Here is a 19,056-nt window from a genome sequence, read left to right as displayed (position 1 = left end):
AGAGCGGGCGGGCCCGGCCCTCCGTCCCGCCGCCGCCCTCCGGCTCAGCCCTCCGACACCAGCTCCAGCAGGATCGCCTCCCACGCCCGCTCCATCTGCGCCCGCAGCAGACCCTCGGGGCTGTCGTCGGCGCCGTACAGCCGGTCCCCGAGCCGCACCAGGACATCGCACCGCGCCAGCCACAGCCCCCGCAGGCACGACCGCGGTCCGTACCCCGCCAGCGTCGCGGAGCGGACCGCGGCACGCGCGCCCACCGCGATCGTGAGCCCGGCGATGTCCTCCGCGGCGTCACCGACGACCGCGTCGGCCCAGTCGAGGACGCCGCGCACCCGGCCGTCCGTCGACACGGTCAGATGCTCGCCCTTGAGGTCGTGGTGGACGAGCACGGCCTCGGGCTGCGGGACGAGCTGCGCGACGGCCCGCGCGGCGAGCTGATCGAGCCGCTCGGCCTCGAACTCGCCGTCCGCATCGAGCTTCAGGGCCGCGGCGCCGGCCTCGCGGCGCAGGCTCTCCAGCGAGCGCGGCGGCACCTTCGGCACACCGACAGGAACGGTCCGCGCGACCGGCACCTCGCGCAGCCCCGCGAGCAGCCCGGCGAGATCCTCCTCGCCGGCCGCGGTGACGTCCCTGACCTCGGCGGACTCCCCGGGCAGCCGCTTGTCGAGCGTGCAGGCGAGGCCGGGCGCCCACTCCCCCGTCGCGACGGAGGCGGGCACGGCGACCGGCACGTGGGGACGTACGAGGTCACGGAGGCGCACCTCGCGCCGCAGCCGCGCGGACATCGCTCCGTCGGTGGCGAGGCGCAGCACGTGCGCCTTCCCCACCCACCACGTGGAGTGCTCGCCGCCCTCGGTGACGGGGCGCACCTCCGGAGTGCCGCCGTCCGGAAGCATCGCCTCCAGGACGCGGCGCACGGCGTCGGCAGTGGGCTGCCGCGGCGTCGACGGCATGGCCGCTCAGCCCACGATCGCCATCTCGCGCGCCGTCGCGTTGAGGCGCCGGCCGCCGTCCTCGGTGACGGTCACGATGTCCTCGACGCGGACGCCGAACCGGCCCGGCAGGTAGATGCCGGGTTCGACGGAGAAGCACATGCCCGGCACCAGCTCCTGCTCCTCGCCCTCGATCATGTAGGGCGGTTCGTGGGTGGTGACGCCGATGCCGTGCCCGGTGCGGTGGATGAAGTACTCGCCGTACCCGGCGTCCGTGATGACCTTGCGGGCGACCCGGTCGACGTCCTGGCAGGCGATCCCGGGCCGTACCGCGTCACAGGCCGCGGTCTGCGCCTCCCGGACGATGTCGTGGACCTTGCGCTCCTCGTCGGTCGGCTCGCCGACGTGCACGGTACGGGTGGTGTCGGAGCCGTAGCCGTGCTTGAGGCCGCCGAAGTCGAGCACCACCATGTCGCCGTGTCCGATGACGCGGTCGCTCGCCTCGTGGTGCGGGTTGGCGCCGTTCGGGCCCGAGCCGACGACGGTGAAGTCGACCTGCGAGTGCCCGAACCGCTTCAGCAGATCGGACAGTTCACCGGCGATGTCGTTCTCGCGGCGGCCCGCGAAGGCGACCTTCTTGATCTCCTCGTACGTGGCGTCCGCCGCGGCGCCGGCGGCGGCGAGGCGCTCCAGTTCGGCGGCGTCCTTCACGCCGCGCAGCATCGGCAGGGCCTCGGTGAGCGAGACGTACGAGGTCTCGGGCAGGGTCTTCTGCAGGCCGAGCAGATGCATCGCCCAGGCGTTGTCGCTCACCCCGAAGCGGCCCGGACCCCCGACCGACCTGAGCAGCGGGGCGGTGACGTCGTACGGGTCCTTGCCGTCGGTCCAGTCGCGCAGCGTCATCGCGTCGGCGCCCGCGGCCTTGGCGGCGTCGGGCGCCTCCAGGGTCGGCACGACGAGCGTGGGCTCCTGGTCGGCCGCGAGCACGAGGAGGGTGAGCCGCTCGGTGTCGGCCGGTACGTGGTAGCCGGTGAGCCATACGAGGTCGGGGCCCGGCGCGACCAGCACCCCTGCGAGCCCCGCGTCGGCGGCGGACTGCGCGGCACGGTCCATGCGGGCCTTGTAGTCGGCGGCGGTGAAGGGCGCGGGGGTACCGGTCGTCATGTCCTGGCCTTTCGTACGGGTGAGCGCCTGTGGGAGTGCGGGCGTCGTACGGGCAGCCATCCTGCCCGGCGGCGCGGGGCGGCGCGAGACCGACCTCTGCCCATGATTTCAGGCGCCGTGGGCGGGGCGCGCGCCGAATACGGCCGTCACGTGACCACCCCGGGGGTGACCGCCAGCTTCTGCAGCGCCCCGTTCGCGTGCCGGACCGTGACCACGACCTGCCGTCCCGGTCGGGTGTCCGCGACGTCGGCCACGTGCGCCGCCAGGTCGAGCGCGGAGCCGACGCGCCGGCCGCCGAGGCCCACCAGGACGTCGCCGCGGACCAGGCCGCCGGTGTAGCCGGGGCCCGGGACGTGCACGGCCACGACGAGCGCGCCGGGTGCCTTGGGGGCGTCGACGACCTCCACGCCGAGCCCGCCCCTCGGCAGGGGCGCCGCGGGCTGTGCGGGCGCCGTGGTGGGTCCCGGCGTGGCGGCGGGGCTGCTCGGCGGCGGGGTCGCGGGTCCTGCCGCGGGCGGGGCCTGCCGCTTCAGTTCGGCGAGCTTGCTCATGCCGATGACGGTGGCTCCCACGGTGCCGAGGCCGATGCCCGCGAGGACGAGCACGACCGCGCACAGCAGGCCGCACAGCACGCTGCACAGGCGCCTGCCGCGCTGCTGGGCGGCGCCCGGCCTGCCGGGCTTCGGCGCAGGACCGGGCCCCGTCAGCGGGCCGGCCGACGGCTCCGGCGTCGACGTCGTGGTCGATGCCCTGCCCCCGGTTCCCGGCATCGACTTGGGACGCAACGCAGTCTGTTCCATGGGTCGTCCGCCTCCGGTCCCTGGCCCACTCGGCCACGGCCAGAGCCCTACCCTCCGCGCACGCCCACGACGATCCACGAACGAGTGAGAGTGCCGGGGCCGGCTCGAACGCCGGCGCCCCCTGGGGCCGCCGATCAGCGGCTTATCCGGTCAGCGCCGTCACGAACTCCGCCGCAGCAGCACCCGTTCTTCGTCGCGACGCTGTTCCAGCCGGAGCTGTCCGGTGACGGCAGCCGCCCGCACCCGATCGTGCAGGCGCTGGCGCGGGCGGCCGTCACGCACGCGGCAGGTCGGGTGGGTCAGCCCGTGTGACCTCTGGGGTCTTTCTCGTTGTGCGGCAGCGCGATTTCGTCTCTTGCCAGCTTGTCCGTGATGCGCTCGAAGATTTCGGTCACAGTAAAGAACACCGTTCCTATCCACTGAGTCAAAGTGAGCCCTGCGTCCAGGACTGCACGTCAGTGGCCTGCCGCGGACGGTCTTCGGCAGGCTGGGCCGTTGCCTTCTCTCTTCGGCGGCGTGCATCGTGTGCACGGTCCCTGGCCGCGTCGGCCGATCACGATCGCCGCAGCGTCATGACCGGACGTCTGATGAGTTGCCGTGCTGGTGGTCTTCTTCCAGTGCTGGGCGCCCCAGCGGCTGGAGTACGCCGGGTCGACGACGATCACCGACAGTCCCGCCCGGTGAGCCATCGCGAGGAGCCGGGCCGCGAACTTCGCCGTCGGCATCGCCGCCACCGTGGCCCGGAACACCCGGCCCCGCCTGCCACACCCGCCGCACTCCTCCCGGCCGATGGCGAACCCGAGGTCCTCGATCACCAACGCCCCCGCCCCCGACCGGCGCGCTTGACGGAGCAGGGCGGAGCAGGCGTGCCGGATCTGCGCATCGCGGCGGGAGGTGGAACCGGCGTAGTCGACCTCGATGCGGGTCGGGCGGCCGACGGGATTGCCGTGCACGTCCAGACGCCACACGGCGAGGTGATCGGCGTTGTGATCGATACCGATCACCCCGCGGGCCCGCGCGGCGGCCAAGAACGCCTCATCGTCCGCCCCCTCGGGCAGCACGTTCGAGGGCGGGGTGAAGGCGGCTGTGAGATAGCAGCGCCCGCACTCGAACGTGACCGTGTAGCCGACCGCGCGGTGCGCCTTCACCTGCGCCTGCCACTCGGCATCCCGATGCGCGAAGGCCGCGCGGGCATCCAGGGTGTAGCGCCCGTAGCGGTCCACCACATCGGCATGCTGGGCGGCAAGTTCGCCCGGCAGCTTGATGGTGACGACGCCGTCCGGGCTGATGCTGATGGTCTGGTTGCCGTGGCGTTTGCCGGACTCGCCGTCCGCCTCGATCCGGGTGCGCGCCTGCCTCCACCGCTCCCGCCAACTTGCTTCGTCCAGCCCGGCCGGCTCCAACCGCAGGCGGGTCTTGAGTAGACGCTTGCCGCCGCGCACGATCTTCACCCTCCCGGCCCGCCGCTGCTCTCGCAGCCTGGCGGCGCGCGCGGTGAGGTGCGCGAGACGGCGCTGCTTGGCGGCGCGGACGGCCTGGGTCGGGTAGCCCGCCACCCGGGTCTTGATGTCGCAGGCGGCCACCGGTACTGCCAGCCGCCCTCGGATAACCTCGATCGCCCGTGTCAGCTGCTTCAGGTCGTCGGCCTGCGCACGGCGGGCCAGCACCCACTGGTCGTTGCTGCCGCGCACGATGGTGCCCGCCCAACGGGCCGAGGTGATCGCGCTCAACTCCCGCTTGCGCCGCGCGAAATCCTCCAGCGTATGCCCAGTGCCCAGCCGCACTCGCTCCGCCAGATCCGCCCCCGCCAGCCGATCCAGGAATTCCCCCAGTCCGGCCAGAACCTCCGCGTCCCGCTCGGACAGCCGCAGCCGCGTTTTCAGCGCCATCGCCCCGGCATGCCGGGCCAGGCGGGGCGGGGACAACACCCGCAAGCCCGACGCGCTGCGCATCACCGCTCCGACCACCCCGTTCGCCCGCCCTTCACCACGCCGAAGACCATCGCGTGGTTCAACGACGCACCCACCCTCAGGTCACCCATTCGGCGCACGAACTCCCGTTCCCGACTCCGCCCCACAGCCCCCGGGGCCGGCCAACGGCCTGGGCTATGCCCGAAAGGTCGATGGCGCAACGACACCCGATCCACGACCTCACAAGACGGCTGGTGTCCCAGCGAAGTTCCCTGAACTGCCCCATCCGGACGTGTGGTTGTTGAAACCAATCGGAACCGGAGGTGCCGGAACGCGGCCCGGGACGAAGCCGTGGGCGCGGCGTGAGAGCCACGCGTCGCGGTAGCGGTCCACTTCCCGGTGCCAGTTGAGAATGCCCGCCATCCAGTTCCGCAGATCGTCGACATAGCCGTCGAGGACCGTGCGCGCCTCGCGGTCGAGGCCGAAGTCCTCGTAGAGGACGGGGAGTTCGTGGTCGACGATGTGCTCGAACTGCCGCATGCGCTGCGTCATGAGGTCGTTCACGATGCCGAGCGCCGTCGGGTAGTCGGCGCCGAAGAAGTTCTGCACGACCAGGATCGCGTTGTGGATCTCACCCTCGAACTCGATCTCCTTCTGGTACGAGAACACGTCGTTGAGCAGCATCGCGTAGTCGATCGCCGAGTTCTCCAGGGCACGCACCGGGCCCGTGCGGTAGACCTCGGGCGGCACAGCGGGCCCGTGCCCCATGCGGCACAGGCTCATGGTGAGGTCGGAGCCGAAGGTGGCGCGGCGCATCTCCAGGTAGTCGACCGGGTCGGGGATGCGGTTCTGGAGCTGGTTGGCGACCTCCCACACCCAGCTCTCCGTCATGACCTCGACGGCGTCCTTCAGGGTGCGCCGCTGCTGCGGGGCCATGGCGGCCGTGGTGCGCCGCCACAGGTCGGCGAGGCCGCGCTCCATGGCGTTGGTCGGCGGCGGGATCTCCTCGCCGTCCACGGGCATGCAGGCGGAGAGCCGCGCGGTGCACAGTTTGGCGGCGGCCAGGTCGCGGCGGTGCCCGAAGATCAGCGGGTAGTAGTCGTCCCCGTAGGTGCCCCAGGCGAGCCACTGGGAGCTGAGGTCGAGCGCCTCCGGTGAGCCGTCGGGGTCGAGGCCCGCCGCGCACAACGGCAGGTCGTAGGCGCGGAGTTTGTCCTCGTCCCAGACGCCCTCCGCCAGGATGCCCATCCGGTGCATCCACGGAAGCAGTCGCGCGCGGGCCCCGTCGAGCTCCGGGTTGAGGGTCAGGGCGAACGGCATGTGGATGTCGGGGATCAGGGAGGGGCCGACCTTCTGGAACGGCACGTGCGTGTACGCGCGCAGGCGCTCGGCACCGACGTCGGCGAGCAGCGCCCGTACGTCGACGGTGCCGGTGCCGATCCCGCTCGGCGCGCCCAGGGACGGAGCAGCCTGCGCGGCGGCCTCCTTGTTCATGTAGCGGCTCGAGCGCATGTGCCACTCGTGGCCGCCGGACTGCCAGTCCTGAAGGCCGCGCGTGTACGCGGCGATCGCGGCGACCTGGTCCGGTGTGAGCCCCTTCTCCACGGAGAGCGCGGGCACCTCGGTCAGCGCGGTGTGCTCGAACTGGTGCAGCCGCGAGGTCAGCACATCATTGACGGCTTCCGCCGCCTCCTGTGTCGTACAGCCGAAGAAGGTCTCCAACACCAGGACGCCGTTGGAGAGTTCGCCCTCGTCCATGACCTCCCGCTCGTAGGAGAAGAGGTCGTTGCGCAGGTGCACGCCGTCGGAGAACGTCTCCATGAGGACGCGCAGCGGCCGCGACGTGGCCACGGACGCCGGGACTTCGGCGGTCGCGTACTCCACCAGGCCCGCCGACCAGGGGGCGCCGCCCACCTTGCGGCGCATCTCGATGTACTCGACGGGGTTGGAGATCCGCCCCTCGTTGATGTTGGACAGCTCCCACATCGACTCGTTCAGGAGGTGCTCGGTCGACTCCGCGAAGCGGCGCCGCCACTCCATCGACATGGCGGGCACGGTGCGCCGCCACAGGTCGATGAGGCCCGCCTCGACCGGGTTCTCCGGCTCGGGCACGGGGGTGTCGAGCTCCATCGGCATGAACAGCGGCAGCCGGTCCAGGTGCGCCTTGCCGGCCGCGCGGTCGTTCGTGCGCTTGAACATGTCCAGGAAGTGGTCGTCGAAGAAGAAGACCCACACGTACCAGTCGGTGATCAGGGAGAGCGCCGGGCCGTCGCAGTCGGGGTGCGTGTACGCGCACAACAGGCCGTAGTCGTGCGCGTCGAGGTCGCCCTGGTCCCAGACACCGCTGCCCTCCAGCATCCCCATCTCGCGGGCCCACACCGTGGAATGGGCCCGCGCCTCGTCCAGGTGCGGATTGAGCCGGGCCTGGTACGGCATGTAGAAGCGCGGCAGATGGAAGGGCTGTGTGGACTCGTGTGTCATGAGCGCCGCCCTACCCGTGGCCGTCAACCGGCATCCGCGGGGCGGAACATGATCGCACCATCGCGTGAACCGGAGACTGAACGGCGCCCGTTCAGGGAAAGACGTGCCGCCTGATACACAACAGGGGCACCTCTTGCACTGCATGCACCCCTTGCCCGTACGAAGCGAAGGACCCACGTTGCGCATCCGGACCACGTCGACCGCCGCCCGCTGCCTGGTCACCCTGGGCGCCGCCACCGCGCTCACCCTCGGCGGGGCGGCCCTCCCGGCGTCCGCGGCCCCGGCCGCACCCGCCACCGCATCGCAGACCGCCCACGCCAACCCGCGCGCCCTCGCCGCGATCACCTCGCTCGCCACGGAACGGCTCGCGCTCGCGGACAAGGTAGCGGCGGCCAAATACGGCACGGACGCGCCGATCGACGACCCGGCACGCGAGCAGCAGATCCTCGAGGACGTGGCGAAGCGCTCGGCGGACCTCGGCATCGACCCGGCGTTCACGAAGTCCGTCTTCCGGGATCAGATCGAGGCCAACAAGGTGGTGCAGCGCGGTCTTTACGCCCGCTGGGACGCCCACCCCGAGCAGCGCCCGACCGAGCGCCCCGACCTCGCCACGGAGGTGCGCCCGCAGCTCGACCGCATCACGACGCGGCTCCTGGACGCGCTGCGGGAGGTGGCCCCCGTGCGCACCTCCCCCGCCTGCGGGCCGCTGCTCACGGCAGCAGCGCTGCACGACGCTCACGCGCGCGGGTTCGACGTACTCCACCTCAAGGGCCTTGCGCGGGCGCTGCCTTCGGTGTGCGCCTCCTGAGCCCCGCTCGGGGCCGGGACCTACGCCCAGTGCGCCGGACGCCGCAGGCCCGCCGGGATGCGGGTGGCCACGTCGCCGCGGGCCGCGTTCACCTGCGCCTGGGTGAGGAACAGCGCCCCGGTGAGGTCGGCGCCCGCGAGCCGGGCGTCGCGCAGGTCCGCGCCGATCAGGTCGGCCGATCGAAGGTCGGCGCCCGTCAGATCCGCGGCCACAAGAAGGGCGCCGCGGAAATTGGCGCCCCGTAGGTCGGCCTTTTTGAAACGCGCGCCTACTAGGTCGGCTCCCCGGTGGTTCTTCTTGCGGCCGAGCGCACCGGGCACGTCGGCGCGCACCAGTTCACTTGCCTTCAGTAGAAGGGCGTTCACGTCGCCCCGGATGGTCGGCACGTCGGCGGCGACGAGTTCGTCGCTGCGCGCGCGGGTCAGCCGCTCGATGTCCTCGCGGGCCCGCCGGGCGTCGTCGTGCACGGCACCGGCCGCTCTCAGCTCCAGTACGTCGCTCAAGTACCAGAGCAGCTCGTGCAGTTGGCGCATGACCGGGAAGACCTCGTACATGGCCCTGGCGCTCTCGGGCCGCTCACGCCAGCCGACGCCCTCGAAGGTGACCTGGGAGACCTTCTGGCCCGCGCCGAAGCAGTCGAAGACGGTGCAGCCGGGGTAGCCCTCGTCGCGCAGCCTCGCGTGGATGCCGCAGCGGAAGTCCTGCTGGAGGTTGCGGCAGGGCGTGCCCGCGTTCTTGTCGTGCGCGAAGTCGTGCGACTTGGCGAAGGGGAGGGCGACGCAGCACAGGCCGAAGCAGTCGGCGCAATCGGCGCGCAGGTCGGGGCGGTCGGGTGGGGCGTCGGGGGAGGTCACCCCCACATTGTCGCCGATCGGCCACGGCGCACGCCGCCACGCGCGCGTGCGCCCCCTTGTGGCCGGGCCCGGCCCCGCGCCACCTTTGGAGGCGTCCCGCACCGCCCGAAGTCCCACACCCTTGGGAGTCGACGTGGCCTCCTCCTTCGTCCTGCCGTACGAACTGCACGGTGACGGCCCGCACAAGGTGATCGCGGTGCACGGCTGGTTCGCCGACCGCGCCGCCTACGCGCCGATCGTGGCCGACCTCGACCGCACCTCCTTCCAGTACGCGCTCGTGGACCTGCGCGGCTACGGGGAGGCGAAGCAGACGCCGGGCGCGTACACGACGGCCGAGGGCGCCGCGGACGTGCTCGACCTCGCGGACCGGCTCGGCTGGGAGCGGTTCTCGCTGATCGGGCACTCCATGGGCGGCACCGTGGCGCAGCGCGTGGTGGCGACCGCGCAGCGCCGGGTGCGCCGCATCGTGGGCGTGTCCCCGGTCCCGGCGTCCGGTCTGCCCATGACGCCCGAGCAGCGGGAGCTGTTCGTGACGGCCGACACCTCCCCCGCGAACCGCCGCGCGATCATCGACGTCACGACGGGCGGCGTACGCCCCGCCGCGTGGCTGGACCGCATGGTGGAGCGCTCGTTCGCGTGCAGCGACACCAAGGCGTTCCGGGCCTGGCTCGACTCGTGGACCGGCGACGACTTCCACGCGGACCTGGGCCCCTGTACGGTCCCCGCGCTCGCGATCACCGGGCAGCTCGACCCGGCCCTTGCCGCGCCCCTGATGCGCTCGACGTGGCTGGCCTGGTTCACCCGCGGCGAGCTCGTCGACCTCCCCGTGTGCGGCCACTACGCGATGGACGAGGCGCCGCTCGCGCTGATCCGCGTCATGGAGGACTTCCTGCGGGCGGACGGCTCGTGACGCCTGTCGTCCCCGACGTCTTCGACCCGCGCCTGTACGCGCGTGGCGTCCCGCACGACCGCTACCGGACGCTGCGCGACCACCACCCGGTGGCCTGGCAGCCGGAGCCCGCGGTCCTCGGCTGGCCGGAGGGCCCCGGCTTCTGGGCGGTCACCCGGCACGCGGACGTGGTCCGGGTCCTCAAGGACGCGTCGGCGTACTCCTCGCACCTGGGCGCGACCCAGATCCGCGATCCGGACCCGGCAGACCTCCCGTTCATCCGCGGCATGATGCTCAACCAGGACCCGCCGGCCCACGGCAGGCTGCGCCGCCTGGTGAGCCGGGCGTTCACGCCGCGCCGAGTGGCGGCGTTCGAGGAGTCGGTACGGAACCGAGCAAGATCCCTACTGCACAAGGCACTTCACGACAACGACAACAAAAACGAGAACGCGGACACGGACACGGACACGGACCCGAACACGGTGGACCTGGTCGCCACGGTCACCGACGACTACGCCCTCCTGAACCTCGCCGACCTCCTGGGCGTCCCGGAGTCCGACCGCGCGCTGCTCCTGCACTGGACCCGCCGCGTCATCGGCTACCAGGACCCTGATGAAGCAGCCGAAGCCGCTGAAGCGGCCGAAGCGACCACGGCCACCACCACCCCACCGGTGAACCCCCGCTCCCCCTCCGCGCTGGCCGACATGTTCGCGTACGCCGAGGAGCTGACGGCCCACAAGCGTGCCCACCCGGCCGACGACATCATGACGACGCTCGCCGCGGACCCCGATCTCACCCCGCCCGAACGCCAGATGTTCTTCTTCCTGCTGACGATCGCCGGCAACGACACGGTCCGCAGCGCCGCTCCCGGCGGCCTCGCCCTGCTGGCCGAGTCCCCACCCGCGTACGAACAACTCCGTACAGGCAAAGCCGACTTGACGCTCGCGCTCGACGAGCTGCTGCGCCGCCACCCACCGGTCCTGACCTTCCGCCGCACGGCGACCGAGGACACGACCCTGGCGGGCGCGCACATCAAGCGCGGCGACAAGGTGGTCGTCCTCCACGCCTCCGCCAACCACGACGAACGCGTCTTCCCCGACCCGTTCACCCTGGACCTGGCCCGCACCCCGAACCCCCACGTCTCCTTCGGAGACGGTCCGCACGTCTGCCTGGGCGCCCACTTCGCCCGCCTTCAACTACAGGCGCTGTACGAGGAAGTGGGCCGGTCCCTGCCGACCCTGACACTCGCGTCGCCACCGAAGCGCCTCGTGTCGAACTTCATCAACGGGATCAAGGAACTACGGGTCGAACCACGGGTGCGCCCACACCCGCACACGCCCACGATCCGGTGATTGGCAGGGATCTTGGTCGCGGCCCCCGAAGGTTCTGCTCATGATGATCAACAAGATCCCTCGTACCGCGCGCCGCCTCGCCGCCCTGCCCGCCGCCGCGGTGTCCGTGCTGGCCCTCGCTTCCGCGCCGTCGGCCACGGCCAGTGCCCCGGACGTCGACACCACGAAGTCCGCGACCTCCGTGGCGAAGGTCGCGCCCTCCTCCTGTCCCGTCGTCCCGGACCGCCTCTACGCGGCCATCGACCGCGTCCCGCTGGAGAGGATCTCGCCGGACCCGGAGTACCGGAACGACTGCCAGACGCTGTACCGGGCGGACGGGCGCGCCCCGGCGGTCATCTTCAAGGAGGGCTTCGAGGCGAAGGACGTCACGACCGGGCAGTACGACCTGGAGCAGTACGTACTGAAGAACCAGCCGTCGCCGTTCGTCTCCACCACCCGCGACCACGACCTCTTTAAGAAGTGGACCAAGTGGATGCGGGGCGGCGCGTACAACTACTACATCGACGCCCCGAACGGCATCGACGTCAACGAGACGATCGGCGACACGCACAAGTACGCCGACCAGGTCGAGGTCGCCTTCCCCGGCGGGGTCGCGTCGCGCTTCGTCATCGGCGCGTGCCCGATCAACAAGGAGACCAACACCGAGAGCATGTCGGACTGCGTGAGCAACCCGGGCTTCCGGCCGGTGACGGCGGCAACGGCGGCGCGCTGAGCGCCGCCGGGACCGCCGGTCCTCACTCCCCCTCGGGGCTCAGCGTGAGTGAGATCGAGTTGATGCAGTACCGCTGATCCGTGGGCGTCTGGTATCCCTCGCCCTCGAAGACGTGGCCGAGGTGCGATCCGCAGCGCGCGCAGCGCACCTCGGTGCGGACCATTCCGTGGGTGCGGTCCTCGATGAGTTCCACGGCGTCGGTGTTCTTCGGGTCGTAGAAGGACGGCCAGCCGCAGTGCGACTCGAACTTCTCGGTGGACGTGAAGAGCTCGGCGCCGCACGCGCGACAGGCGTAGACGCCCTTCGTCCTCGTGTCGGTGTACTCACCGACGAACGCGGGCTCCGTGCCGGCCTGGCGCAGCACCGCGTACTCCGCCGGGCTCAGTTCCGTGCGCCACTGCTCGTCCGGCTTCTCGACGTCGTACGACATGTGCCTCATCCCTTCAGCTGGTCAAGGATCCGCGGGCCGAGGTCCGTGACGTCGCCCGCGCCCATGGTGAGAACGAGATCGCCCTGCTTGGCCATTCCCGCGACCGCCGCGACCGCGGCGTCCTTGTCGGCGGCGGCCTGTACGTCGGCGCCCGCCTCGCGGGCGGCGTCGATGATCAGGGCGCTGGTGATGCCGGGGATCGGGTCCTCGCGGGCCGGGTAGATGTCGAGGACGACCGAGGCGTCCGCGAGGGCGAGCGCGGCGCCCATCTCCTTGCCCAGCTCCTGGGTGCGGGAGAAGAGGTGGGGCTGGAAGAGGACCAGGAGGCGCGAGTCGGCGGCCGCCGCGCGCATCGCGTCCAGGTCCGCCGTCATCTCCGTGGGGTGGTGGGCGTAGGAGTCGATGACCTGTACGCCGTTCACCTCGCCCTTGAGCTGGAGGCGGCGCTTGACGCCCGTGTACGACTTGAGGGCCGAGGCCAGGTTCCGGGCCGGGATGCCCATCGCGACGCCCGCGGCGAGCGCCGCCACCGCGTTCTGCGCGTAGTGGCGGCCGGGGACGGAGACCGTGAAGGTCAGCAGCTTGCCGTCCAGGAGGACGGTCACCTCGCTGGCCAGGCCGCGCGGGGTGATCTTGTGGATGCGGATGTCCGCGCCCTCGGACTCGCCGTACGTGACGACCTTGAGGGACGTCGTGTCCCGGACCCTGCGGGTCAGCTCGGCCGCGCCCGCCTGGTCCGCGGCGATGACGAGAGTGCCGCCGGGGGTGATCTTCCCGGTGAACGTCTCGAAGGACTCGTAGATCTCGTCCATGGACGCGTAGTTCGCGTGGTGGTCGAGTTCGACGTTGAGGATGATCGCGACTTCCGGCTTGTACTTGTGGAAGCTGCGGTCCGATTCGTCGGCCTCGGCGACGAAGATCTCGCCCTCGCCGTGGTCGGCGTTGGAGCCGGGGACGTCCAGGTCGCCGCCGATGGCGTAGGACGGGTTCAGGCCGAGGGACTTCAGGGACACCGCGAGCATCGACGTCGTGGTCGTCTTGCCGTGCGTGCCCGCCACCGCGATCGGGCGCAGGCCGTCCATCAGGGAGGCCAGCGCGTCCGAGCGGTGCACGACCGGGACGCCGAGCTCCTGGGCGCGGGCCAGCTCCGGGTTGTCCTCGCGGATGGCCGAGGAGACGACCACGCAGGTGGCGTCGGAGGCGAGGTGCGCGGCGTCGTGGCCGATGTGCACCGTCACGCCGAGCTCGCGCAGCGCCTGCGCCGTCGCGGACTCACGGGCGTCGCTGCCCGCCACCTGCGCGCCGCGCTGGGCGAGGATCTTGGCGATGCCCGACATGCCGGCGCCGCCGATGCCGATGAAGTGCGGTCGGTCCATGTCGGCGACGGAATGCGGCAGGCCGGGTGCCATGCGTGATCTCCCCTGGGGTTCTCGGGTGTCCTGGTCCGTAGTCACGTCGACCACGGCAGGGGCCAAGCCTATTGCCTCGGCCCGTGCCGCCCCGCCCCTCGCCCCTTCACCCCCTGCTGTCCGTCACGCCTTGCTGTGCGAGAACAGCTTCAGGACCGGCACGCCGACCTGGTGGCGGGCGCGCGAGGCCCAGTCCCGGTGGAAGAACTCCTCGACGTAGTGCGGATCGGTCAGCACGATGACCTCGTCCGCCTTCACCTCGTCGACGAGCGCCTTGAGGGCGTCCAGCGGGTGGTCCTCGATGAGTCGGCCCACCGCCTCGCTGCCCGCCTGGTGCAGCGCGGCGAGGGAGACGGCGAGGGCCTTCTCCGCCGGGCCCTTGGCCTCGTCGCCCTCGGGCACCTCGCTCTCCCTGCCCGCCTCGTCGAACTCGCCCATCGCGACGTCGTCGATGGCCCGCAGCAGGCGGTCCGCCTGGTCTCCGCGGGGCTGCAGCAGCACGTGGAAGGAGACGTCCTCCTCGCCGTGCAAGGTGGTGACGAACTCCACGTCGGCGGAGGTCAGAGCCTTCTCGATCATCAATACGCTCGTGAACACGACGGGCGCCCTTCTTCTCCTACCGTGGGCCGGCTGACGACGACCCTCCGGGTGGACCAGCGGACCTGCGGAAACCATCCTGCCCCGTATTCGCACGGGGACTGCGAGATTTAGTGTGCCCAGCCAAAGCTAAACGGAACGAGTCATTCCGCCGAATGTCGCCGTGCTGTCGGCGGACAGCGGCCGACAGTGGCTACTGTCCGCCCCGCGGCCGGGCGTAACGGCTGTACAGGAATCCGTCCTCCTCCAGTAGGGACGTCAGTTCGAACCGCTCCGGCACGGCCAAGGTCGAGCCGCCCGCGATCCGCTGGGCGTCCCCCGCGGTCAGCATCGGGGACACGGTCAGGCACAGCTCGTCGAGTACCCGGCCCGCCACGAACTGACCGAGCATCCTCGGCCCGCCCTCGGTGAGCAGACGCCGCAGGCCCCGCTCGCCGAGCGCCGCCACCGCGCGGTCGGGGTCGACCGCGGCTCCGTCGCCCGCGACCAGCACCTCCACGCCCGCCTTGCGCGCGGCCGCGACCCGGTCGGCCGAGGCGCCCGCGCCGGTGAGCAGCAGCGTCGGCACCAGCGGGTCGGTGAACAGGGGCAGGTCGAAGTCGAGGTCGAGGCTCGCGCTGATCACGGCGATCTGCGGGGCGGGGCCCTGTCCGGCCGCCTCCCTGCGCGCCGCGAACGCCTCGCGCGCGCGGGCGGGGCGGTAGCCCTCAAGGCGGACCGTCTCCGCGCCGACCACGACGACGTCGGCGAGCCCGCGCAGCGTGCCGAAGACCCGCATGTCCGTGGCGTTGGAGATGGGCTGGGAACGGCCGTCGTGCTGGGCCGCGCCGTCGAGCGTGGAGACCATGTTGGCCCGCAGCCACGGCGCGTGCGCCGCTTCGGGCGGGTACGCGTAGGCGTCGGCGAGCTCGTCGAGGCTCCACTCACGCCCCTCCGGGCTCGCCTCCCTCCCCTCGTACCCCTTGCCATCTGCTGTTTCGTACGTCACAGGGAACAGGCGTCGCATGACGTGCAGTGTGGCACGGAGACTAAGGTGGGTAACCGTGTCGTCATCCCTCGAAGCCGCCGACTCCCGGGAGTCCAGCCAGATGGGCATCAGCCCCATAGCCGACCCGTCGCCGCTGTCCCTGTGCGCGCGCGAGCCGCGCGTCCCCGCGGAGCGCCTGGTCGCCGAGATGGTGCCGCCGCCCCGTTTCGACTCCGTACGTTTCGACACGTACATCCCGGACCCGAAGCAGCCCAGCCAGACCGAGGCCGTCCAGGTCCTGAGCTCCTTCGCGGCCGGTCTCCGCGGGGCGCACGCGACCGGGGCGGGCAAGAAGCGCGGCTTCCTCGGCTTCGGCAAGAAGCCCGCCGCCCCGACCGGACCGCGCGGCGTCTACCTCGACGGCGGCTACGGCGTCGGCAAGACCCACCTCCTCGCCTCCCTCTGGCACGCGACCCCCGCCGAGCCCGAGTACAAGGCGTTCGGCACCTTCGTGGAGCTGACGAACCTGGTCGGCGCGCTCGGCTTCCAGCAGACCGTCAAGACGCTCGGCGGCCACCGGCTGCTCTGCATCGACGAGTTCGAGCTGGACGACCCGGGTGACACGGTGCTCGTGTCGAGTCTGCTCGCGCGGCTCGTCGAAGCCGGTGTCGCGCTCGCCGCGACGTCGAACACGCTGCCGGGCAAGCTCGGCGAGGGCCGGTTCGCCTCCGCCGACTTCCTGCGCGAGATCCAGGGCCTGTCGGCCCACTTCAGGCCGCTGCGCATCGACGGCGAGGACTACCGGCACCGCGGCCTCCCTGAGGCCCCCGCGCCGTTCACCGACGAGCAGGTCACCAAGGCGGCGTACGCCACCGAGGGCGCCTCGCTCGACGACTTCCCGCACCTTCTGGAGCACCTCGCGCGCGTGCACCCGAGCCGGTACGGGGCACTGACGGACGACCTGAAGGCCGTCTGCCTCACCGATGTGGCGGCCGTGCCCGACCAGTCGACCGCGCTGCGGCTCGTCGTCCTGGCGGACCGGCTCTACGACCGGGAGATACCCGTGCTCACGTCGGGGCTCCCGTTCGACCGGCTGTTCAGCGAGGAGATGCTGAACGGCGGCTACAAGAAGAAGTACTTCCGGGCGATCTCCCGGCTGACCGCGCTCGCGCGCGACGCGAAGGGGCTCGTACACGCGTAAGTAGGGGCTCGTACACGCGTAAGTCACGAGTGAGTACGGGCACGTCGCGGGCGCGCCGATACATGGTCGGTGCACGAATCGCCTGCGCTACGCGCGTGGTTCCCGCGGCGATAGGCACGTGGTAAACACAGCCGGGTCACAGTTCCTGTCCGCCAGCAGGAGGTTGCACCCATGTCCCGCACCGCTGACGCACGACAGTCCGCGACCCGACGTCAAGTACTCGCCCGCTCCGGCGCCCTGGGGGTGGGCATCGCCTTCGCGGGGAACCTCTCCGAGCTGTTCGCCGGCTCGGCAGCCGCCCAAGGACGCGCCGGATACGGCCCGTTGGTGCCCGACCCGGCCGGTCTCCTCGACCTCCCGAAGGGATTCCGCTACAAGGTCCTGTCGCGGGAGGGGGAGCCACTCCGCTCCGGCGAGGGCAAGGTTCCGTCGAACCACGACGGGATGGCGGCGTTCGCCGGCAGACAGGGCCGCGTGCACCTCGTACGCAACCACGAGAACCGGGTCACCGGAAAGATCGCGGTGCCGACCGTCGAGGGTCTGACGTACGACCCGATGGGCAAGGGCGGCTGTACCGTGCTCGCCGTGGACCGGAAGAACAATGTCCTGTCCGAGCGGGTCGGCATCGCCGGCACGGCGGTCAACTGCGCGGGCGGGCCCACGCCTTGGGGCACCTGGCTGACCTGCGAGGAGACCGAGGACAAGGCCGGCACGAACGGCTACACCAAGGACCACGGCTTCATCTTCGAGGTCGACCCGGTCGACCCGCACCGCTCGGGCGCCGTCCCGCTCACCGCGATGGGCCGCTTCCAGCACGAGGCGATCGCCGTCGATCCGAAGCGCGGCGTCGTCTACGAGACGGAGGACGCCTTCGACAAGCCCTTCGGCCTCTTCTACCGCTTCCTGCCCAAGAACGCGAAGGGCGGCCTCGGTTCGCTGCGCGCGGGCGGAAAGTTGCAGGCGATGCGGGTGCCGGGCGTGCCGGACCTGTCGGCGGTCCAGGAGACGGGCGCCACGTTCAGCGGCATCGAGTGGGTCGACGTGCCGGACCCGCTGGCCGCACAGACCCCCATCCGGAACCAGGACTTCGGCCCGAAGGGCATCACCCACGCGCAGAAGCTGGAGGGCTGCTATTGGGGCGGGTCGAGCGTCTACTTCGTCTCGTCGTACGCCCGCAGCCGCGAGGGCTCGGCCGCCGACCACTACGGGCAGATCTGGCGCTACGACCCGTCGTCGCGCCGCCTGACGCTGGTCATCGTGTTCGGTCCCGACACGGACGTCCAGCTGCCGGGCGAGGAGCCCGACAACATCTGTCTCGCGCCGAGCGGGGGCCTGATGGTGTGCGAGGACGGCGAGGGCGCTCAGCACGTGTTCGGCGTGACGCGCAAGGGCGAGGTGTACGCCATGGCGCGCGGCCGGCAGAACATCGGGACGGCCGACAAGCCCGAGTGGGGCGAGTTCGCCGGGGTCACCTTCTCGCCGGACGGCGAGACGATGTTCGTGAACTGCTATACGCCGGGGACCACGTTCGCCGTGACGGGACCTTGGCACTGAGCCGTTGACGCATGACGGTCGGCCGTTCCCTCGTTCGAGGGGACGGCCGTTCGCCTGGCCGGTTTTCGCGGGTGGCACACCGCGTGCCGGGCGAGTGCCCTGGGCAAGGTCCCCTTTATGGAAGAACGGTCAACCACAGCCTGGGAGTTCACCGACGACCGCGGACACCTCACGTCCGCGAGCGAGACGCCACAGCGCGTCGTCGCCTATATACAGGCCGGGGCGAGCCTGTGGGATCTGGGCATACGCCCGGTGGGGATCTTCGGCTCGTTCCACGACGGCGAGGAGCCCGATCACGCCAAGTCCGGCGCGCTGCCGCTGGACGACCTCGCGTACCTGGGCGCGGGAGCGGGGCTCGGCCTGGACGACGTGCTCGCGGCGCGCCCCGACCTGGTCGTGGCGCTCACGTACGGCGGCGGGCAGGTGTACGGCATCGAGCCCGACACAGCGAAGCACCTGGAGGAGCACGTCCCCGTCGCCGTGTTCGACGTGGGGCAGGGCCGCACGTTGGGCGGGGTGCGGCAGCGTTTCGCGGAGCTCGGGCACTCGCTCGGGACCTCGGAGCCGGCAGAGATGCGGGAGGAACTCGCCCGCGCCGAGCGGCAGTTGGGGGTCGCGGCCCGCGGGGCGCGGGGCTTGAAGGTGCTGGCGCTCTCGGCCGCGGGGGCGGACGCGGTGCACCTGGCCCGGCCCACCAAGTGGCCCGACCTGAGCGCGCTCGGCGGGCTCGGCGTCGGCATGGTGGCGCCGCCCGAGGGGCCCGGCGCCAACTGGTACACGGGGACGTGGCGGGACGTCGCCGAACTCGCCCCCGACGTCATCCTGTCGGACGCCCGCGCCAACGCGGCGCCGCGCGCCCAGTACGCGGCCGACCCGCACTGGGCGTCCGTCGCCGAACGGGCGTCGGTGCTGCCCTGGAACCCGGAGACCCCCGCCAGCGCCCGCGCCCACGCGGCGCTCTTCGACCAGGTGGCGGGGGCGCTGCGGGGGCGCTAGCGC

17 protein-coding genes are annotated in these 19,056 nt (G+C 71.6%); 7 read left to right on the top strand and 10 right to left on the bottom strand.

Going from position 1 to position 19,056, the window contains the following annotated elements:
- Positions 1 to 44 precede the first annotated feature (44 nt).
- The 5 genes from OG746_RS15200 to cyc2 all read right to left on the bottom strand — a co-directional run bounded on the left by OG746_RS15200 (position 45) and on the right by cyc2 (position 7,284).
- Complete coding sequence (locus OG746_RS15200; protein ID WP_266715126.1) at positions 45 to 950, bottom strand: aminoglycoside phosphotransferase family protein; 906 nt, start codon at positions 948 to 950, stop codon at positions 45 to 47.
- A gap of 6 nt (positions 951 to 956) precedes the next feature.
- A complete protein-coding gene (locus OG746_RS15195; protein WP_266715125.1) occupies positions 957 to 2,093 on the bottom strand; it encodes an aminopeptidase P family protein in 1,137 nt (378 codons plus the stop codon).
- 146 nt (positions 2,094 to 2,239) lie between these two features.
- On the bottom strand, positions 2,240 to 2,893 hold the full coding sequence (locus tag OG746_RS15190; RefSeq protein WP_266715124.1) for a serine protease family protein: 654 nt from the start codon (positions 2,891 to 2,893) through the stop codon (positions 2,240 to 2,242).
- A gap of 455 nt (positions 2,894 to 3,348) precedes the next feature.
- Positions 3,349 to 4,845: a transposase gene (locus OG746_RS15185; protein ID WP_266715123.1), complete on the bottom strand. Its 1,497-nt coding sequence runs from the start codon at positions 4,843 to 4,845 to the stop codon at positions 3,349 to 3,351.
- Positions 4,846 to 5,043: 198 nt separating this feature from the next.
- Complete coding sequence (gene cyc2 / locus OG746_RS15180) at positions 5,044 to 7,284, bottom strand: germacradienol/geosmin synthase Cyc2 (RefSeq protein WP_266715122.1); 2,241 nt, start codon at positions 7,282 to 7,284, stop codon at positions 5,044 to 5,046.
- A gap of 178 nt (positions 7,285 to 7,462) precedes the next feature.
- Here cyc2 and OG746_RS15175 point away from each other — a divergent pair, with 178 nt between their 5' ends.
- Entirely contained in the window at positions 7,463 to 8,092 is a 630-nt protein-coding gene (locus OG746_RS15175; protein WP_323179608.1) for a chorismate mutase, read from the top strand.
- 20 nt (positions 8,093 to 8,112) lie between these two features.
- Here OG746_RS15175 and OG746_RS15170 read toward each other — a convergent pair whose 3' ends face one another.
- Positions 8,113 to 8,946, bottom strand: a complete 834-nt coding sequence (locus tag OG746_RS15170; RefSeq protein WP_266715121.1) for a pentapeptide repeat-containing protein — start codon at positions 8,944 to 8,946, stop codon at positions 8,113 to 8,115.
- Between the two features lie 133 nt (positions 8,947 to 9,079).
- Here OG746_RS15170 and OG746_RS15165 point away from each other — a divergent pair, with 133 nt between their 5' ends.
- From OG746_RS15165 to OG746_RS15155, 3 genes are read left to right on the top strand one after another with little or no spacing between them, the layout of a single operon-like run.
- Positions 9,080 to 9,856 carry an alpha/beta fold hydrolase gene (locus tag OG746_RS15165; protein WP_266715120.1) on the top strand — a complete coding sequence of 259 codons (777 nt, stop codon included), beginning with the start codon at positions 9,080 to 9,082 and terminating at the stop codon, positions 9,854 to 9,856.
- Positions 9,853 to 11,187 carry a cytochrome P450 gene (locus tag OG746_RS15160; protein WP_266715119.1) on the top strand — a complete coding sequence of 445 codons (1,335 nt, stop codon included), beginning with the start codon at positions 9,853 to 9,855 and terminating at the stop codon, positions 11,185 to 11,187. Before OG746_RS15165 ends, OG746_RS15160 begins: the two co-directional genes overlap by 4 nt.
- A 43-nt stretch (positions 11,188 to 11,230) precedes the next feature.
- Complete coding sequence (locus OG746_RS15155) at positions 11,231 to 11,899, top strand: ADP-ribosyltransferase (RefSeq protein WP_266718966.1); 669 nt, start codon at positions 11,231 to 11,233, stop codon at positions 11,897 to 11,899.
- 22 nt (positions 11,900 to 11,921) lie between these two features.
- Here OG746_RS15155 and msrB read toward each other — a convergent pair whose 3' ends face one another.
- From msrB to OG746_RS15135, 4 genes are all read right to left on the bottom strand, one after another.
- Positions 11,922 to 12,329: a peptide-methionine (R)-S-oxide reductase MsrB gene (gene msrB, locus OG746_RS15150; RefSeq protein ID WP_266715118.1), complete on the bottom strand. Its 408-nt coding sequence runs from the start codon at positions 12,327 to 12,329 to the stop codon at positions 11,922 to 11,924.
- 5 nt (positions 12,330 to 12,334) lie between these two features.
- Positions 12,335 to 13,738 (bottom strand): UDP-N-acetylmuramate--L-alanine ligase, encoded by a 1,404-nt coding sequence (murC, locus tag OG746_RS15145; protein WP_266715117.1) that lies wholly within the window; start codon positions 13,736 to 13,738, stop codon positions 12,335 to 12,337.
- Positions 13,739 to 13,861: 123 nt separating this feature from the next.
- Complete coding sequence (locus OG746_RS15140) at positions 13,862 to 14,335, bottom strand: indole-3-glycerol phosphate synthase (RefSeq protein WP_266715116.1); 474 nt, start codon at positions 14,333 to 14,335, stop codon at positions 13,862 to 13,864.
- A 193-nt stretch (positions 14,336 to 14,528) separates the two neighbouring features.
- Positions 14,529 to 15,341 (bottom strand): pyrimidine reductase family protein, encoded by an 813-nt coding sequence (locus OG746_RS15135; protein ID WP_266715115.1) that lies wholly within the window; start codon positions 15,339 to 15,341, stop codon positions 14,529 to 14,531.
- An 82-nt stretch (positions 15,342 to 15,423) separates the two neighbouring features.
- On the opposite strand from OG746_RS15135, the gene zapE reads away from it, so the two are divergent.
- The 3 genes from zapE to OG746_RS15120 all read left to right on the top strand — a co-directional run bounded on the left by zapE (position 15,424) and on the right by OG746_RS15120 (position 19,053).
- The gene (zapE, locus tag OG746_RS15130) at positions 15,424 to 16,503 is read left to right on the top strand and encodes a cell division protein ZapE (RefSeq protein ID WP_266718964.1); all 1,080 of its coding nucleotides are present in this window, start codon (positions 15,424 to 15,426) and stop codon (positions 16,501 to 16,503) included.
- Between the two features lie 171 nt (positions 16,504 to 16,674).
- Complete coding sequence (locus tag OG746_RS15125) at positions 16,675 to 18,057, top strand: PhoX family protein (RefSeq protein ID WP_266715114.1); 1,383 nt, start codon at positions 16,675 to 16,677, stop codon at positions 18,055 to 18,057.
- Between the two features lie 117 nt (positions 18,058 to 18,174).
- Positions 18,175 to 19,053 (top strand): substrate-binding domain-containing protein, encoded by an 879-nt coding sequence (locus tag OG746_RS15120; protein ID WP_266715113.1) that lies wholly within the window; start codon positions 18,175 to 18,177, stop codon positions 19,051 to 19,053.
- Positions 19,054 to 19,056: the final 3 nt, after the last annotated feature.

It is taken from the genome of Streptomyces sp. NBC_01016 (genome assembly GCF_026341035.1).
In the GTDB taxonomy this organism is placed as follows: Bacteria; Actinomycetota; Actinomycetes; order Streptomycetales; family Streptomycetaceae; genus Streptomyces.
Note: the sequence above shows the minus strand (reverse complement) of the source record. Positions and strands in the feature narration are given on the sequence as shown.

Coding starts and splice junctions, on each gene's coding strand:
- OG746_RS15200 (WP_266715126.1), bottom strand. CDS start 950: ATGCCGTCGACGCCGCGGCAGCCCACTGCCGACGCCGTGCGCCGCGTC.
- OG746_RS15195 (WP_266715125.1), bottom strand. CDS start 2,093: ATGACGACCGGTACCCCCGCGCCCTTCACCGCCGCCGACTACAAGGCC.
- OG746_RS15190 (WP_266715124.1), bottom strand. CDS start 2,893: ATGGAACAGACTGCGTTGCGTCCCAAGTCGATGCCGGGAACCGGGGGC.
- OG746_RS15185 (WP_266715123.1), bottom strand. CDS start 4,845: ATGCGCAGCGCGTCGGGCTTGCGGGTGTTGTCCCCGCCCCGCCTGGCC.
- cyc2 (WP_266715122.1), bottom strand. CDS start 7,284: ATGACACACGAGTCCACACAGCCCTTCCATCTGCCGCGCTTCTACATG.
- OG746_RS15155 (WP_266718966.1), top strand. CDS start 11,231: ATGATCAACAAGATCCCTCGTACCGCGCGCCGCCTCGCCGCCCTGCCC.
- msrB (WP_266715118.1), bottom strand. CDS start 12,329: ATGTCGTACGACGTCGAGAAGCCGGACGAGCAGTGGCGCACGGAACTG.
- murC (WP_266715117.1), bottom strand. CDS start 13,738: ATGGCACCCGGCCTGCCGCATTCCGTCGCCGACATGGACCGACCGCAC.
- OG746_RS15135 (WP_266715115.1), bottom strand. CDS start 15,341: ATGCGACGCCTGTTCCCTGTGACGTACGAAACAGCAGATGGCAAGGGG.
- zapE (WP_266718964.1), top strand. CDS start 15,424: ATGGGCATCAGCCCCATAGCCGACCCGTCGCCGCTGTCCCTGTGCGCG.
- OG746_RS15125 (WP_266715114.1), top strand. CDS start 16,675: ATGTCCCGCACCGCTGACGCACGACAGTCCGCGACCCGACGTCAAGTA.
- OG746_RS15120 (WP_266715113.1), top strand. CDS start 18,175: ATGGAAGAACGGTCAACCACAGCCTGGGAGTTCACCGACGACCGCGGA.